The sequence below is a fragment of the Dolichospermum circinale AWQC310F genome, from assembly GCF_000426925.1.
GTDB classification, from domain to species: Bacteria; Cyanobacteriota; Cyanobacteriia; order Cyanobacteriales; family Nostocaceae; genus Dolichospermum; species Dolichospermum circinale.
Window position 1 is genome coordinate 17,856 of sequence record NZ_KE384694.1, and the last position, 3,402, is coordinate 21,257.

Annotated in this window: 3 protein-coding genes; 1 reads left to right on the top strand and 2 read right to left on the bottom strand. The window is 34.4% G+C overall.

What is annotated here, in order from left to right; all coding sequences use genetic code 11:
- Window positions 1–1,779, bottom strand: a 1,779-nt coding sequence (cas3, locus tag ACIR310F_RS22690; RefSeq protein ID WP_231387559.1) for a type I-D CRISPR-associated helicase Cas3', incomplete at its 3' end; no start/stop codon positions are given.
- A 145-nt stretch (window positions 1,780–1,924) separates the two neighbouring features.
- Between cas3 and ACIR310F_RS0115095 the strand changes: the two genes are divergently transcribed.
- Window positions 1,925–2,797: a WYL domain-containing protein gene (locus ACIR310F_RS0115095; RefSeq protein ID WP_028084544.1), complete on the top strand. Its 873-nt coding sequence runs from the start codon at window positions 1,925–1,927 to the stop codon at window positions 2,795–2,797.
- Between the two features lie 320 nt (window positions 2,798–3,117).
- On the opposite strand, the gene ACIR310F_RS26980 is transcribed toward ACIR310F_RS0115095, so the two are convergent.
- On the bottom strand, window positions 3,118–3,402 hold a 285-nt coding region (locus ACIR310F_RS26980; protein ID WP_231387557.1), incomplete at its 5' end, for a DUF5942 domain-containing protein.

A 3,402-nucleotide genomic window follows, 5' to 3' on the forward strand; every position in this document is an offset into this window, starting at 1 on the left:
TTCTGAAATTTCTTGGCGACGACGTTCAAATTCTGTAGCTGTCATTGGTTCAATTTCCAAGTTGCTAAGAATTCCAGGTAAATCGTAGGTTTTGAATTTATCAGTTTCATTTGATTCTGTAGTATCATAAATTCCGCACAATAAAGGACTTTTACTGCGAAAACTCACAGCTTCTTCTAAAATAGGATTTCCTTTATCTGTTTTTGAAAGTTCATGCCATCTTTTTTCCCACTTTTTACTACAGACAAATGCTGCTTTTAGATTAGCTTTTCTTTTGTCTGTGCCAAAAACTATCTCACAATCTTTCTTGAGTGCTTCCTGACTACCTGCTGCATATTGTTGTTTAATATTGGGATGTCCTAACTGTCGCACCAGTCGCATAGATTGAAAAACTCCCCACTTAAAATAATAACCTGTAAAATCATTGATTTTGCGGTATTTATCTCTAATTTGTTCATGAAAAAATGGACGTTCATAAATTTCACCTAATTTCAAAGGTGGTGCTTCATCATTTTCATTTTTTTCAAAAAGCCTTTTCACTAAAAAATCTGGAACAAGTGCATAAGCAGTAAATTCATTAAAATTAATCTGCTTTCCATCCCTTTCATAACTATCATGTCTTCCCAGTCTACCTAAACGCTGGATAAAATTACCCGCATCTGCTGATTCAAAAAACAAAAAGTTGATTTTGAAATCTACACCAACATCAATAGTGCTAGTTCCTAAAACTAAATCAGCATCAAAAGATTTTTCTTTTGTTTTCTTACCAGATAACCCAGTATTTTCTTCAACTGTAAAATTATAGGTTTTTAGAAAAGTTGTGAAAAACTCTGTTAACCGTTTTACAGCAGCAATGGAATTAAGAATAATTGCACCTTTGCTACCTGGATGCTTTTGTAAATGATTTAATATCAATTCTGCATGATCTTTGAACCAAGTTTCAGAAGCTTTAGGTGTAGATTCTACACTAACAAACTGTAATGATATTTCCCCAACTACTTTTCGTAAATCTTGTTTTTTTAGCTGCTGAAATTCATCAATGCTATTGGGAAAGTAATATTTTTTCTCTTCTAGTGGGTTAATTTCATGACAGCGAAAATCAGCCGATTTAAGTCTCTCAATTAACTGGGAATTAGGTGTAGCAGAAAGAAATAAAAACTTTTTACGCCTATTGGTACGACGAATTAACAACATTGTGTTAATTACGCTGGCAATTTGTGGGGATTGAAATACATGAAATTCATCAAATATGATCACATTAAAACGTTTATCTATTCTATTCCAGAGTTTATCAGGGTTATCTTTGTAAAGTAAATATGCACCATAATGAAGATAGTGAAAAATATCAGGGTTAGTAAGTAAAATTTCAGATTGTGCAGCGCGAGTTTCTAAGGCTACTCCTTTTTTTAAGTTTTCTTCTTCAGCATAAATTTCTAATTCTTGTCCACTTAAACGATTAACACGGGGTTCATGTTCAGGCTGAAATATATCAATATATCCTTTGATTTGGTTTTCTTGATCTCTAGCAAGTTCATTTGTAGGATATAGCCCCAAAACAGGAGAATGTCTTTGTAAAATGTCTAAATATCCTGCTAAACTTTTACCATCTCCTGTCATCGCAGTATTCAAAACTACGTCAATATTTGGATCTCTTAATGCTTTTAATGTTTCTAATTGATGCCAAGATAAAGACCAACCATCTGGTAATTTTACCCCATCTGGTGTGGGGACTGTTTGCGAATAAACAGGTTTGAGTTGAATACTATAATTTTCTGACATACCCTTAATTAATAACTCTTGTGAATTGATGGTTGCTTGATATTCTGTGATCGTGAATGTCCGTAACTCATTGCTAAAATCTATAATAACAGCCATAATAAAAATTGACAAGTAAAAACAAGTATCGAGTACACGGACACTTTCCATGAGTCGAAAAGGTCAATCTATTACCCTGTCGGTATCAGAGCGTGATAAAACGCAACTAGAAGCGATCGCTCTTGAATTCGGGATGAAGTGGGGAGATGAACCCAATATCTCCAAACTGATCAAAGCGATCGCTCAACATGAATTAATTGTTGGTAAAAATAATGACTGGCAAGATTTACGTATCCGTGCCTTACATCGTTGTATAAGTGCATTAACAGACATCGGACAAAATGAACAGGCGGAAATTATAGCTAATTTACTACTAATACGCAGTGAAATATCCGTACCTTTACGGAAAGAAATAGAAGGTTTTTTAAATAACTGCCGTCCATCTTGGCGGTTAAAAATAGATCACTATATCTTACGTCAACAACCTTTTCAACTTGCTTATCAAGATGCGTCAGAACGAGTATTTAATTTTACTGTACGTTATGCCAAAATCAGACCCCATGAAAAACGCCAATACCTTGACTGTTGGTGTGAAGAGACAGAAGGAAATCTTGATATACCAGAATTAAAACATAACTGGTGTTTTCGTTTAGACGGAATTAATGAAGCATCAGTTACGGAAATTACCCAAAAATGGCTTAATGACTTGGATCAAATAGATGTGGAAATGCACTTATTAAATAAGTTAGCGTTTGCATATCAACCTAAACCAGAGGATAAAATAGTGGAATGGATACCAGATCAACCACAGGTCAAAAAAGTAATTAGAAGAATATCAAATACATTCTGGTTTATTCGGGAAATTATGCAATATTCCTCTGAATGTATTGTAGTTTCACCGGAGGATGTGCGATCGCGTATTAAAGAAAGTCTCATCAAGCTATGTCAAAATTATGAAGTAACTGCATCATTCACCAGTTAAGATCATTATAAGTAATAGCCGAGGATTTACAAATACCTTGCACCACGGCGAAAACCTATGTTAGATTAGCACATTGGATGGTTAAAGATACGCAATCCTATGATAAGTTTTCATGATGATTGATTGTTAACTCATTCATAGGAAGTGATAACAGAAACAATAAACTCAAAACCCCGGAAAAATTTATTTTTTGGTATTGACAAAGAAATTTGAATATGTTATCCTTATTTTGATAAGGAAGAACTATTCTACTGTTATTCAATGAATCAAACACAGAGTCCCCGACTTGTTCAAAAAATCGGGGATATTTGTATTGAGAGTTAGACTTTTAAGAGGTTGTCAGTTTGTCCGTCCTTCTTCAAAGCTAACCGGGCTAGTCCATAACAAAGTAGGGCATTGACAAGAAGGAAGATTCGTGATAGATGAATATTTGCTAAACCCCAAACAGTAGGACTATAAATAGCGGTAACTGTTAAACAAGCTGCTATACCTAAACTCGAACCAATAGCAAACCATTTCCCAATAGGATGTCCTAAAAATAAGGCTATCAGCACAAAGGGAATTAAGACACTGGCAAAAATAGGATTTAATGAGTCCGTTCCCTG

What these genes read in the sequence shown, in the direction of transcription:
- ACIR310F_RS0115095 (WP_028084544.1), top strand. Translation starts at nt 1,925, where the DNA reads ATGAGTCGAAAAGGTCAATCTATTACCCTGTCGGTATCAGAGCGTGAT.